Source organism: Arthrobacter crystallopoietes BAB-32, from assembly GCF_000328305.2.
GTDB lineage: Bacteria > Actinomycetota > Actinomycetes > Actinomycetales > Micrococcaceae > Crystallibacter > Crystallibacter crystallopoietes_A.
Genome location: NZ_ANPE02000125.1, coordinates 1 through 13,101 on the forward strand (window position 1 = coordinate 1; position 13,101 = coordinate 13,101).

At 67.1% G+C, this 13,101-nt stretch carries 5 protein-coding genes and 1 pseudogene; 1 reads left to right on the forward strand and 5 read right to left on the reverse strand.

Going from position 1 to position 13,101, the window contains the following annotated elements:
• Positions 1–316 precede the first annotated feature (316 nt).
• From glgB to D477_RS10325, 3 genes and pseudogenes are all read right to left on the reverse strand, one after another.
• Positions 317–4,021: a 1,4-alpha-glucan branching protein GlgB gene (gene glgB, locus D477_RS10315; protein ID WP_005268976.1), complete on the reverse strand. Its 3,705-nt coding sequence runs from the start codon at positions 4,019–4,021 to the stop codon at positions 317–319.
• Positions 4,018–5,814 carry a maltose alpha-D-glucosyltransferase gene (gene treS, locus D477_RS10320; protein ID WP_005268977.1) on the reverse strand — a complete coding sequence of 599 codons (1,797 nt, stop codon included), beginning with the start codon at positions 5,812–5,814 and terminating at the stop codon, positions 4,018–4,020. Before treS ends, glgB begins: the two co-directional genes overlap by 4 nt.
• A pseudogene (locus D477_RS10325) lies at positions 5,814–7,864 on the reverse strand (alpha-1,4-glucan--maltose-1-phosphate maltosyltransferase). The gene treS and the pseudogene D477_RS10325 overlap by 1 nt, the downstream one beginning before the upstream one ends.
• Before the next feature lie 133 nt (positions 7,865–7,997).
• Here D477_RS10325 and glgP point away from each other — a divergent pair.
• Entirely contained in the window at positions 7,998–10,625 is a 2,628-nt protein-coding gene (glgP, locus tag D477_RS10330; protein WP_005268978.1) for an alpha-glucan family phosphorylase, read from the forward strand.
• A 7-nt stretch (positions 10,626–10,632) separates the two neighbouring features.
• Here the strand turns inward: glgP and D477_RS23870 are convergent, their stop codons facing one another.
• Entirely contained in the window at positions 10,633–11,922 is a 1,290-nt protein-coding gene (locus D477_RS23870; protein WP_052510740.1) for a CDGSH iron-sulfur domain-containing protein, read from the reverse strand.
• Positions 11,922–12,950, reverse strand: a complete 1,029-nt coding sequence (locus D477_RS10340; RefSeq protein WP_005268980.1) for an iron-containing redox enzyme family protein — start codon at positions 12,948–12,950, stop codon at positions 11,922–11,924. The genes D477_RS23870 and D477_RS10340 overlap by 1 nt, the downstream gene beginning before the upstream one ends.
• Positions 12,951–13,101 lie beyond the last annotated feature (151 nt).

Here is a 13,101-nt window from a genome sequence, read left to right on the forward strand (position 1 = left end):
ACAAACTTGGCACACTATTGAGTTCTCAAACAACAGGAGCACCCGGCACCCGTCAGGCCCTCAACCAGGCCCTCCATCGCTCCGGAGCAACTTTTCCAACTTACCCGCGCCGTCCGACTCTGTCAAATCGACCCGATCCCGTAGACCGTTGCAGGTCCGGCAGTTGCCACATGGGGGATCTGAGCTGTCTTCGTATCTTCCAGCGCGAAAAACCACTATACCCCTACGTTACGGGAATGTAAATTCCCGGTGCGGCAGCCCGACTGCCTCGCTAAAGTGCCTAGTCAGGCAGCCGGACCGTCTCAGCTCCTGGGGCTCAGCCGCGGGCGGCCGGCTTGAGATAGAGCGCTCCCAGAGGCGGAACGTTGACCACGGCCGACGCCGGGTAGCCGTTCCACGCCCCTTCGACGCCTTCCACCGTGCCCGCATTGCCCACACCCGAGCCGCCGTACTCCTCTGAGTCCGTATTCAGGACTTCGCTCCAGCTGCCGGCCCAAGGCAAGCCGAGGCGGAATCCCTCGTGCGGGTGGCCGGCGAAGTTGACGATGCAAACCAGCGGATTCCCGTGAGTGTCCCACCGGATGAACGAAAGCGTGTTGCGGGTGCCGTCGTTCTCGTCGATCCATTGGAAGCCTGCGGGTTCATTGTCTCGTTCGTACAGGGCCGGGGTTTCCCGGTAAAGGGTGTTCAGCCGGCGGACCAGGCTCTGCAGCCCCTTGTGCGGTACGTTCTCCGCGAGCCACCAGTCCAGCCCGTGCTGCTCGGACCATTCGGATTCCTGGCCGAACTCGGTGCCCATGAAAATCAGCTGCTTTCCGGGATGGGCCCACTGGAAGGCCAGGTAGGCCCTGAGGTTTGCCAGCTGCTGCCACCGGTCGCCCGGCATCTTCCGGAGCATGGAGCCCTTGCCGTGCACGACTTCGTCGTGGCTGATGGGCAGCAGGAAGTTCTCCGTGTAGGCGTAGACCATCGAGAATGTCGCCTTGTTGTGGTGGTAGACGCGGTACATCGGATCTTCGGAAATGTACTCGAGCGTGTCGTGCATCCAGCCCATGTTCCACTTCAGGCCGAAACCAAGTCCGCCGGCGCTGGTTGGCCGGGTCACGCCGTCGAACGCGGTGGATTCTTCCGCAATGGTGACGATGCCCGGCACGCGCTTGTACGCCGTCGCGTTGACTTCCTGCAGGAAAGAGATCGCTTCGAGGTTCTCCCGGCCGCCGTGGACGTTGGGGAACCATTCGCCTTCCTTGCGCGAGTAGTCGCGGTAGAGCATCGAGGCGACGGCATCCACGCGCAGCCCGTCGATATGGAACTCCTCGAGCCAGTACAGCGCGTTCGCGACGAGGAAGTTCCGTACTTCGGTGCGGCCGAAATCGAAGATGAGCGTGCCCCAGTCCGGGTGCTCGCCGAGCCGGGGATCCGCATGTTCGTAGAGCGGCTCGCCGTCGAAGCGGGCCAGTGCCCAGCTGTCCTTGGGAAAGTGCGCCGGAACCCAGTCGAGGATGACGCCGATGCCGGCCGCATGCAGCTTGTCCACCAGGTACTTGAAGTCGTCGGGGTGGCCGAACCGGGAGGTCGGCGCGTAGTACGACGTGACCTGGTAGCCCCAGGAGCCACCGAACGGGTGCTCGGCGACGGGCATGAATTCCACGTGGGTGAAGCCGTGCCAGCGCACATATTCGACCAGCTCTTCGGCCAGGTCGCGGTAGTCCAGGCCGAGCCGCCAGGAACCGAGGTGGACTTCGTAGACACTCATGGGCGAGTTGTGCGGGTCCTTGGCGGCGCGGCGGGCCATCCATTCCGCGTCGGTGAAGTTGTAGCGCGAATCGACCACGCGTGACCCGGTCAGCGGGGGCACCTCGGTCCAGCGGGCCAGCGGGTCCGCCTTCTCATGCCAGTGCCCGTCCCTGCCCAGCATCTCGAATTTGTAGATGGCGCCGGAGGCGACACCGGGAATGAACAGCTCCCAGACCCCGGAGCCGCCCATCGAGCGCATGCCGTGGAGGGCGCCGTTCCAGCCGTTGAAGTCACCCTTGACCCGTACCGCCTGCGCGTTGGGAGCCCAAACCGCAAAGCTGGTGCCGGTCACTGCGCCCAGGGTGGACGTGTAGTGCCGCACGTGGGCACCCAGCACCGTCCAGAGCGTCTCGTGCCGGCCTTCGCCGATCAGGTGCAGGTCGATTTCCCCCACGGTGGGCAGGTAGTGGTACGGGTCGTCCACAATGTGGGGAACACCGCCGTCGTACGCCACCTGGAGCCGGTAGTCCGGCACATGGCCGGGGCGCTCGGCGGGCAAGGTGGCCACCCAGATGCCGTCCTGCTCGTGCGACATCGGCACCCGCGAGGCCGGGGTAACCAGCGTGACCGAGTCGGCCAGCGGCCGCAGCGTGCGGACGGTGACGTTGCCGTGGTCATCCAGGTGGGCGCCGAGCACGGCGTGCGGCTGGTAGTAGCTTCCGTGTGCGACGGCGGCAAGAATGTGGGATTCGACCGGCACCGGGGCGCCGGCCAGGGTGGAGGTTTCCGCCAGCGGCAGGGCTGCCGCGGCAGGTTCCTGTGCCGGCTGGGGCTCGCCGGCGGGACGTCCTCCGCCACGGAGCTGCTCGAGTGCGTGCCGCACTGCCTTGGCCGGGACGTTGACCCACTGCGGGCGGTTGCGCTGTTCGTAGACGACTTCGTACAGCGCCTTGTCCAGCCACAGGCCCAGGAACAGCGGCGACTCGGTGTCCACGCGGGTGCCGGTTTCGCTCTCATAACCGCTGGTGAAGGCGTCCGCAGAGGCCGCGGCCCAGCGTTCCGCCGCGGCTTCGGTTTCCGTCGAACTTCCGTCCCCGGCCGAGGTGATGGCCACTCCGGCGGCATAGTCGAAGGAGCGCAGCATTCCGACCACGTCGCGCAGCACGAGGTCATCGGCGCCGCGGCTGCTGAGCGGGCGCAGCGGCTCGCCCTCGAAGTCCAGCACGACCCAGCCGCGCTCCTGCGAGTGCAGCACCTGGCCCAGGTGGTAGTCCGCGTGGATGCGCTGCACCTCGGGCCGCTCGTCGAGCCCTGCGAGCCGGGCCAGCAGCTCTTCGACGGTATCGTCGAACGGGCCGACGGCGGTGGCGGCCTGCGCCCAGCCCCACCGGATGCGTTCCTGCAGGTCGCCGATGAGGGCAGCGAACTCCTCGTCCGTGGGCTGGTGGCTGCCGAAGCTGTCCCGCAATTGGCGGTGGATGCGTCCCGTCGCCCGTCCGAGTTCGGAGGCCTCGCGCGTGAAATCGGCGTCTGCCACGGCTGCGGCCGAGGCACTGCGCCAGGCGTCCTCGCTGCCGGTGATGAATTCCCGCAGCACGCTCAGGTGGCCGGAGTCCCACAGTTCGTCCGTTCCGGCTTCCAGGTCCTGCCCGGGAGTGAGCCAGCCGCCGGTGACCCACCCGTAGGTGGCCGGCACTTCGCGGGAACCGGCCTCGCTGAGCACGGCGCCGATCTCCACGTCCGGGTTCGGTCCGGCGTCGAGAACGCGGAAGAATTTCACAATGAACGCCTCGTCGTTCCGCTTGACGACGACTGACGTGTTGGACTGTTCGCCGGGCAGCACCGAGGCATCGAGCGGCGCCTTGAAGGGCTCGCGGCTGGTGAAACCGGCGCCGGCGTGGCCGCGGGTCCGGCCGTCGGAGGTCTCCGATTCGCTGCGCATCAGCTCCAGCCAAGCGGCCACGAACAGCGGATCATGGGTTCCGTCGTAGACCCAGCGGTCCTCGACGTGTTCGGTGTCCGGCCCCAGCTGGCCGATCAGCGCGTCTTCCCCGCCTTCCAGGGGTGCGGTGCGGAAGCTGACCGGCACGTTGACCACGAAGGAATCTTCCTCGGTCTCGACGGCAGCGATGTGCACTTCCAGGCCGGCCTCGCCGGTCGGGTCCTGCAGCCGGATGCCGCCCAGGCGCTGGAGCGAGATGTCCTTGCCTTTGGCCGGGAACCAGCGCTGGCCGGGCAGCCAGTCGCGCAGCAGTTCGGGCAGTGTCAGCACGGGAGTCTTCACGGGGATTCCACCTCGGTTCGGGTGCTCACCGGAGTGATCACGGGTATGGCTTCGGTCACCGGCGATGCCGGGTTGGAGCGGGCTGAGCGGATGCGCAGCCAGAAAAAATCATGGCTTCCCAGGGTCAGCGTGACCTGGCCGGCGTCGTCGAGCACCGGGAACGGCAGCCCGCCGAACAGGTCGCGCAGTCCGCGTCCGGCGAACTCCGGCAGCCGCAGCGGTGCTGCCACCGGGTGCTGGGAGAGGTTGAAGATGCACAGCAGGGCCTCAGCCTGCACGTTGGAGGGATCGTCGGGCGGGATTTCGCGCAGGAAGGCCAGCACGGATTCGGATTCGGTCGGGACATTGCGGTAATTGCCGAGGCCGAACGCCGGATGCGACTTGCGTACCGCGAGCATCTGCCGGACCCAGTGAAGCAGTGAGCTGCTGTGCGCCAGCTGGGCCTCGACGTTGACGTAGTTGTAGTTGTAGACGAGGGATTGGACAACCGGCAGATAGAGCTTGCCCGGGTCGGCCGTGGAAAAGCCGGCATTGCGGTCCGGGTTCCACTGCATTGGCGTGCGGGAAGAATCCCGGTCTTCAAGCCAGATGTTGTCACCCATGCCGATTTCGTCCCCGTAGTAGAGGAACGGGCTGCCGGGCAGCGACAGCAGCAGCGCGTGGATGAGTTCCAGCTCGGCCCGCGAGTTGTCCAGCAGCGGCGCGAGCCGGCGGCGAATCCCGATGTTCGCGCGCATCCGGGAATCCGGCGCGTACCAGCCCAGCATGGCCTCGCGCTCTTCGTTGGTCACCATTTCGAGGGTCAGCTCGTCATGGTTGCGCAGGAACGTGCCCCATTGGGCACCGGCCGGAATGTCCGGCGTCTCCTCCATCGTGCGGATGATCGGCGCGGCCTTCTGGTCGCGCAGCGCATAGAACAGCCGGGGCATGATCGGGAAGTGGAAGCACATGTGGCACTCCGGCACGAACTCGCCGTCGTCCTTGTGTTCGCCGAAATACTCCACGACCTCGCCGGGCATCTGGTTCGCTTCGGCGATGATGACGCGGCCGGGGTATTCGGAGTCCACCATGGCCCGCAGGTCCTGCAGGAACCTGTGGGTGGCCGGGAGGTTTTCGCAGTTCGTCCCGTCCTCTTCGAACAGGTACGGAATGGCGTCCGCGCGGAAGCCGTCAATACCCTGGTCGAGCCAGAAACGGACTACGTCGAAAACGGCCTCGATCACCTTGGGGTTCTCGTAGTTCAGGTCCGGTTGGTGGCTGAAGAAGCGGTGCCAGAAGAACTGGCGGCGGATCGGGTCGAACGTCCAGTTCGACTCCTCCGTGTCCACGAAGATGATGCGCGCGTCCGCGTACTTCTCGTCCGTGTCGCTCCAGACGTAGAAGTCTCCGAACGGGCCGTCCGGTTCGCGGCGCGAGGCCTCGAACCAGTGGTGCTGGTCCGAGGTGTGGTTCAGCGGCAGGTCGATGATCACGCGCACGCCGCGGGCGTGGGCCTCGGCGACCAGGCGCTTGAAGTCGCTGATCGTGCCGAACTCGTCCAGCACATCGTAGTAATCCGCAATGTCGTAGCCGCCGTCGCGCAGGGGCGACTTGAAAAACGGCGGAACCCACAGGCAGTCGACGCCCAGCCACTGCAGATAGTCCAGTTTGTCGATCAGGCCGGAGAAATCGCCGGATCCGTCCCCGTTCGCATCGGCAAAGCCCCGGACCAGCACTTCGTAGAAGACCGCTTTGCGGTACCAGTGCGGGTCGTGGGCAAGGCCGGGTGCGTGCAGTTGGAACGGGTTCGCCACTAGCGGCCCCTCCGGATGTGCAGGATGTGCGCCGGCTCGTAGTAGGCGTCCAGGCGGACGTAGTTGTGTTCGCTCCAGCGCCAGCTTTCACCGCTGACCAGGTCATCCACCCAGAAGGTGCCGTCCTCCTCCAGGTCCTCCGGGTCCAGCCCCAGTGCCGCCAGGTCGAGGCTGACAGTGGATTCGCGGGCGCTGTGCGGATCGACATTGACGACGACGATAATCGTGTCCTTGCCTCCGTCCGGCAGGTCTTCCTTGTGCTTGGAGTAGACCACGGTCGCGTCGTCCGTGCTGCGATGCACCGTGAGGTTCCGCAGCTCGCCGAGTGACGGATGGGCCCGCCGGATGTGGTTGAGCCGGGTCAGGTACGGCGCCAGGGACCGGCCTTGGGCCTCAGCAGCCGCGAAATCCCGTGCCTTGTATTCGTACTTTTCGTTGTCGATGTACTCCTCTGCCCCCGGGCGTGCCACGTGCTCGTAGAGTTCATAGCCGGCGTAGACGCCCCAGAGCGGGCTGCCGGTCGCGGCCAGGACGGCGCGGATCTTGAAGGCCGCGGGTCCGCCGTACTGCAGGTACTCGGTGAGGATGTCCGGGGTGTTCACGAAAAAGTTCGGCCGGAAGAAGTCGGCGCTTTCGTGACTGACTTCGGTGAAGTACTCTTCGATTTCGCGCTTGGTGTTGCGCCAGGTGAAGTAGGTGTAGGACTGCTGGAAGCCGGCCCTGCCGAGGGCGTGCATCATGGCGGGCCGGGTGAACGCTTCGGCCAGGAAGATGACGTCGGGATCGGTCCGGTTCACTTCCGCGATCAGCCATTCCCAGAACCAGACCGGCTTGGTATGCGGGTTGTCCACCCGGAAGATCTTCACACCATGGCTGATCCAGAGCCGGACAATGCGCAGCACTTCCTCGGACAGGCCGTCCGGGTCATTGTCGAAGTTCAGCGGGTAGATGTCCTGGTATTTCTTCGGCGGGTTCTCGGCGTAGGCGATGGTGCCGTCAAGCCGCGTGGTGAACCACTCGGGGTGGTCGGTCGCCCAAGGGTGGTCGGGCGAGGCCTGCAGGGCCAGGTCCAGCGCTACTTCCAGGCCGTTCTCCGCGGCGGCGGCGACAAAGGCGTCGAAATCGTCGAAGGTGCCCAGGTCCGGATGGATCGCATCATGGCCGCCCGAGGCTGCACCGATGGCCCACGGCGAACCGGGGTCGCCCGGACCGGCATGGAGGGTGTTGTTCGGACCCTTGCGGTTAGTGAAGCCGATGGGGTGGATCGGGGGCAGGTAGATGACGTCGAACCCCATGCTGCGACCGCTGGGAGCCGTCGCGCCGCCGTCGTAAAGTTCCCGGAGGTCCAGGTGTTGCTTCCGTGGTCGAGGAAGGCACCCTCGGAGCGGGGGAAGAATTCGTACCAGGCGCCGCGGCCGGCGCGCTCGCGCTCCACCAGCAAGGGATACTTTTCCGACGACGTGACCAGGCTGCGGATGGGATAGCTGCGAACGGCGGCCAGTACCTCGGCGGAGCCGCCTGCCGCGAGCCGTTCCTCCACGGAGCGGCCGCTGTCGGCCAGGACGCCCGCGGCCTGGCGCAGCACCTCGGCGTTGTCCCCCGGACGGCCGGACTCGGCCGCCGCCTCCTGGAACAAGTGGACTCCTTCGGCCAGCATCAGGTCCACGTCCACGCCCGCAGCGATCTTGACCTCTGCGTTGTGGTGCCAGGTGGCGTACAGGTCCGCCCAGCCTTCGAACGCGAAGCTCCACCGGCCCGGCGCGGAGGGGCGAAGGACACCATGCCAGCGGTCCAGGCCGGGAGCCGGAGGCTCCAACTGCCGGCGCTGGACCTCGTTGGAGTCAGGGTCGTAAAGCACGGCCGTCACGCCGATCCGATCGTGGCCCTCGCGGAAGACCGTGGCCGCCACGGGGATGTCTTCCCGCTCGACGGCCTTGGCCGGGAAGCGGCCGCATTCGATGACGGGGGCGGGGTTGGTGATCGGAATCCTGCCAAAACGCAGGCGGGACTGGGATGGTGCCGGACGCTGATCCTCAGTGAATGTGCTCACAGGCAAGACGTTAGCGACAAAAGGTGCCGTTTGCTAAGGCCAAGACGCAAGCCGGAACAAAATCGGCGCCGTTCGCACAGCGTTTACGTATTCGAAACCATCCCCCGCCTTGATCTGCGCTAGCCTAGGCCGGGTGAAGGCCATCCGCAGGTTTACCGTCCGCACTGTTCTTCCCGAGCCCATCGCGCCGCTGGCGCGCCTTGCCGGCAATTTGCGCTGGTCCTGGCATCAGCCCACCCAGCAGCTCTTCGAGCGGCTCGACCCGAAGCAGTGGCGCCGCAGCCACGACCCGGTCGCACTGCTCGGGTCCTTCAACCGCGAGCAGCTGCACGAATTGGCAGCCGACAAGGATCTCGTTGCCCGCGTGCGCGAGGTCAGCGAGGACCTGGACCGCTACCTGACCGGTGCCCGCTGGTACCAGGGGCTGGGCGCCGAGGCTCCGAAGTCCATCGCCTACTTCTCTCCCGAGTACGGCATCGCCTCGGTGCTGCCGCAGTACTCCGGCGGTCTCGGCATCCTCGCAGGCGACCATCTGAAGGCCGCCTCCGACCTGGGTGTGCCGTTGATCGGTGTGGGCCTGCTGTATGCCGCCGGCTACTTCAAGCAGTCGCTGAGCCGTGACGGCTGGCAGCAGGAGACCTACCCCCTGCTGGACCCGGACGGACTCCCGCTGACTCTGTTGCGCGAGCCGGACGGCACCCCGGCCCAAGTGGAGCTGCCGCTGCCCAACGACCGCGTGCTGCTGGCCAACATCTGGCGGGCCGATGTCGGCCGGGTCCCCCTGCTGCTGCTCGATTCGAACGTGGCCGGCAACGACGACGCGGCCCGGCACATCACGGACCGGCTCTACGGCGGCGGCGGCGACCATCGGCTGCAGCAGGAGCTGCTGCTGGGCATGGGCGGCGTCAAGGCGCTGCGCATCTTCCAGCGGCTGACCGGCTGCGAGGCGCCGGAGGTCTTCCACACCAACGAAGGCCATGCCGGCTTCCTCGGCATCGAGCGGATCCGCGAACTCATGGACGAAGGGCTCAGCTGGGAGGAGGCCCTCGCTGCGGGGCGGGCCAACACCGTCTTCACCACGCATACGCCGGTTCCGGCCGGCATCGACCGCTTCGAAAAGCTGCAGGTGGCGCACTTCTTCCGCGCCGGCCTCGCGCCGAATGTCCCCACCGACAAGATCCTGGCCCTGGGCGAGGAAAACTACAGCGGCGGCGACCCGATCAAGTTCAACATGGCGGTCATGGGCCTGCGGCTGGCGCAGCGGGCCAACGGCGTCGCCAAGCTGCACGGCGTGGTTTCGCGCGGCATGTTCGCCGGGCTGTGGCCGGGGTTCGATACGGACGAGGTGCCGATCAGCTCGGTCACCAACGGCGTGCACGTGCCGACCTGGGTGGATCCGCGGATCGCCGAGCTGGCCAGGGACAAGTTCGGCAGCGGCAGCATCCGGGAGCGCCACTGGGACCGGGTCTACGATGTCTCCGACGCCGAGATCTGGACGCTGCGGCGCGAGCTGCGCGGCAACCTGATCGAGGATGTCCGGCGGCGGCTGCGCTCGTCGTGGAAGAAGCGCGGCGCCACCGATGCCGAGCTGGCCTGGACCGACGACGTGCTTGATCCGGATGTCCTGACCATCGGCTTCGCCCGCCGTGTCCCCACGTACAAGCGCCTGACCCTGATGCTGCGCGACCCCGCCCGGCTCAAGGCCCTGCTGCTCCACCCCGAGCGTCCGATCCAGCTGGTGATCGCCGGCAAGTCCCATCCGGCCGATGAGCAGGGCAAGCGGATGATCCAGGACCTCGTCCGCTTCACTGACGACCCGGAGATCCGGCACCGCATCGTCTTCCTGCCGAACTATGACATTGCCATGGCCCGCACGCTGTTCCCGGGCTGCGACGTCTGGCTGAACAACCCGCTCCGTCCGCTGGAGGCGTGCGGAACCTCCGGCATGAAGGCCGCGATCAATGGGGGGCTCAATCTGTCCGTGCTGGACGGGTGGTGGGATGAAATGTACGACGGCGACAATGGCTGGGCGATACCTACGGCCAACCCGTCGACAGCTACCGGGGCCGACGCGCTGTTCAGCGTCGACGAGCGCGACGATATCGAAGCCGCCGCCCTCTACGACCTGCTGGAAAACCACGTGGCCCCGCGCTTCTACGCCCACGAAGCTCCCGAAGGCGCCGGCGCCGCCGGTCCTTCCGAGCCGCTGGCCTCCGATGACCGCCTGCCGCACCAGTGGATCGCGATGATCCGCCACACCCTGGCAAACCTGGGGCCGGCGGTGTCGGCCGAGCGCATGCTGGAGGACTACGTCCGGGGGCTCTACACGCCGGCGTGCTCCTCTGGCCGGGAAATCCGGGCCAACCGCTTCGCCGCGGCCCGGAACCTCGCCGCGTGGTCAACGCGCGTGCACCACGCATGGCGGGATGTCGCCGTCGAACACGTGGACTCGCTCGGCATGCAGGACGTTCCGCAGATCGGCGACCTCGTCCGCGTGAGCGCTTTCATCCGTCTGGGGCTGCTGTCACCGGAGGACGTGTGCGTGGAAGTCGCCCATGGCAAGGTCTCCGAAGGCGACGAGCTGCTGGAGACGTCCTTCGACCAGCTCATCCTCAAGGAGGATCTGGGCGACGGACGCTACCTGTTCTCCGGCGAGGTGCAGATCGACCGCTCCGGGTCCTTCGGCTACACCGTCCGCGTCCTGCCGTACCACCCGTCGCTGGCATCGAAGTCCGAACTCGGCCTGGTCACCAACGCCTGAGGTCGGCTCAGGCCTCCTCGCGGGACGGTGCTGCGGCACCAGAGGCAGTTCCGGTGGTGAACCCGATGAGCTTGTGGGTGCCGTCGCAGTAGGGCTTGATCGAGGATGCCCCGCAGCGGCACAGCGCCACTGTCTTGCGGCTGCGCGGTACGGGTTCGCCGGTTTCGGTCAGGATCTCCACGTCGCCCCGCAGCAGCAGGGGTCCGTTGGGGCAGGCGACTACCGTGCCTGCCGCAGGCTTGTTGGTTTCCGATGTTGCCATGGTTGGCCTCCTCGTCGTTGAAGCACTGAGCCTGAGGGCGCGGTACCGGCGCCGGAGCCGGCGGAACGAGGTCCCGGCGCGGGGCATCCGCCGGCCGGCGTAGTTCACGCCGCCCGCGAGCCGCTGGCCCACGGCGAGCCAGCTGCAGGCAGCGCGCTCCAGCAGCCAGCAGGGTGCCCAAAGTGCCGAGGTTGCCGGAAAGACGGCCGCTCCCCGGTGGCGCCGCCGCCCGGCCTCGGCCGCTCCCATGGCTGCCAGCAGCAGCGGAACCCAGCGCGAGGGCCTGCGTGCAGCCCAGGCGAAGACAGGCAGCAGGGACAGCTCGACGGCAAGCCTGCCCGGCTGGGCCAGGCTGTCGTAGGCCTGACGGACCCGTTGGCCCCGGAAATGCCCCGTGGCGGGCGGGATCCTGCCGACATAGAGATCATCAGCCCGCACCTGCCGGCCACCGGCCGCCTCAACCGTGCGAATCAATTCGAGGTTCTCGAAGAGGACGTTGCCGTCGTAGCCGCCGGTCGCGTCCAGCACGCTCTTCCGGACCGCGAGGGTGCCGGGGTAATCGGAGCCGAATGCCCGGTTCAGCAGGGATCTCGCGGTATCCCACCGCGCATGCCACGGCCAGCGGAGGAAGAAATTCTGCGGGCGCACCAGATCCGCTTCCCCGAGCAGCCCGACCAGCCGGGACAACGCCGGCAGGGTGTAGCGGACATCGTCGTCGGCCAGCACCAGGAATTCCGCGCTGCTTGCCTGCACACCGGTCATGACCCCGGCCGCCTTGCCGTTGCGGCCGTTCGCCGGATTCGGCGGCAGCTGCCGGACCAGTCCCTGCCAGGCCCGCCCGTGCGCGGCAAAGAGCTCCGGCGGCGAGCCGTCCACCACCGTGACCCGGATCCAACCGGCGAGCTTGCGCAGGTACTGGGTCAGCTCCGCCAGGCCATCGTCGGCGGCCCAGCGCAGCGGCAGGATGTACTCCGCCTCTGCCAGCAGCAGGCCATCCTCCATGTCCGGCCGCGGGGGTGCGGCATCCTCCAGCATCAGGCGGGCGCCGCTGCGGTGGCGGCGAGCGCGGAACGGCCGGCCTGCCAAGCCTCCAGCTGGCGGGCTCCGGCGAGGGCGTCCACAGCCAGCGCAGCGGCGGCGCCGAAGAAGATGTCGCCCAGCAGCGCAGGTTCCGCGGCAGCGAGCGCTCCGGCCATGTCCCGGCCGGCGATCTGCTCGTGCACGGCATCAGCCTCGACATGTTCGTCGAAGTAGCCGCACACATCCTCGCCGTAGCCGAGGCGGCGGAAACCGCGGCTGTAGAACTTGTTGGGGATCGATGACGTCATCTCGTACGCGGCCAGGTGCCCCACGATGGCGCCGCGCAGCCTGCGGTTCAGCCCGAACAGGGACATCATGTTCACCGCGGACAAGGTCACGGCCGGGACCGAATCGATGTAGGCCCCGTAGGAATCGTCCAGGCCCAGGCCGCGCATGCTGCGGGCAAACAGCGCCGAATGCATGCGCTCCGGCCGGCCGCCGCCGTATTCGTCCGCCTGGATCTCCACGAGGGCAGCTTTGGCCCGGCCGGACAGCCGCGGGATGGCCCAGCTGTGCGGATCGGCCTCCTTGAGCTGGTACACCGACCGCAGGATCAGGAACTCGCGCAGCTGCTCCCCCGTGGCCTGCTTGGCGACATACTTCGAAAGGCTGGGACCGCCGTCGTCCGCAGTCAGGGCGAACAGGGCCGACGCGACGGCCTCCGGGTCAGGCTCCGGCAGCGGCGGCACCTCTGCCAGTTGGCGCAGCGCTGCTTCGAAGCGGCCCTCGAGGGCGGACCGCAGCCGGATCAGCTCCGGGTGCCATTCCCAACCGTCGTGGACGCCGTCCAGCCCGCTGTAGTGCAGTTCATAGAGGCAGAACAAAGCCAACTGGACGTCGTCGTCCTGGAGGAAGCCGCCTGTATCCGGCAGTGCCGCCGGATACAGCTCCGGAAACGTATCCGCCAGTTGCTCCTCCGGTGGAACGGCCAGGGCCTGGAGCAGGGCCGCGCTAAAAGGTCCTCGTGCCGTGGGCGTCCTCATATCGATCCTTTCTGCCGGTCCCCCTTTTTTATAAGCATACTTAGAAATAGCATGAACCTTGTCCAGCCCGTTTATAGACGAGCCGAGAAAGGAGGAAGCGTGGATCAGGAGAATAGCTCATCCAAAGCCGGATCGGCTCCGCATCCGGAGG